This is a genomic window from Paraburkholderia sp. XV, from assembly GCF_020177535.1.
GTDB classification, from domain to species: Bacteria; Pseudomonadota; Gammaproteobacteria; order Burkholderiales; family Burkholderiaceae; genus Paraburkholderia; species Paraburkholderia caribensis.
Genome location: NZ_JAGUUD010000276.1, coordinates 1 through 549 on the forward strand (window position 1 = coordinate 1; position 549 = coordinate 549).

The window sequence follows — 549 nt, forward strand, 5'->3', positions numbered from 1 at the left end:
CCACCCGGCTGGGGCTCGCGCAATTCCTCTCTCATGCGCTCGATACACCATCGCAGCGTTGACGGGCCCGGTTCCTCCCGAATGTGGATGACCGCAGGGAGCACGTTTAAAAGCAGATCGGCCTGACCGTCGGCCAGCGTGAAATATCCGCCCACGCTGAGGAATTCGCCGCCGCCATTGTGCGTCACGATACGGCCGTCCCTGACCTGCGGGACGAGTGCACCGAACGCGACCGGCTCTGCAGCAGGATTGCTCGCGATGGAAAAGGGCTTGCCCCGCGCGAGCAGATAGCATTCGCCTTCGGTGACCTCAAGGGGCTCGGGTTCGCCATCAACGCTGAGCCAGCACCGGCCCCGCAGCACCGCATGAAACTTGATGCCGTCGAATGGCCCGAATTTCACGGCCCAGTCGCCGGCCGCATCGAAACCGCCGGAAACGTAGCTTTGCAGCTTCAGGAGGGACAACACATCCGAGAGTGTATCCATGACGAAGTTCGAACGATTGAATACCAGAAACGAACTCTAAGGCATGGATCGTTCCGGTTCAACG

The 549-nt window shown here is 60.8% G+C and carries 1 protein-coding gene; it reads right to left on the bottom strand.

Translation table 11 applies throughout. From position 1 onward, the window contains the following. The coding region (locus KFO72_RS41910; RefSeq protein ID WP_225034566.1) for a cupin domain-containing protein at positions 1-485 on the bottom strand (485 nt) is incomplete at its 3' end. Positions 486-549: the final 64 nt, after the last annotated feature.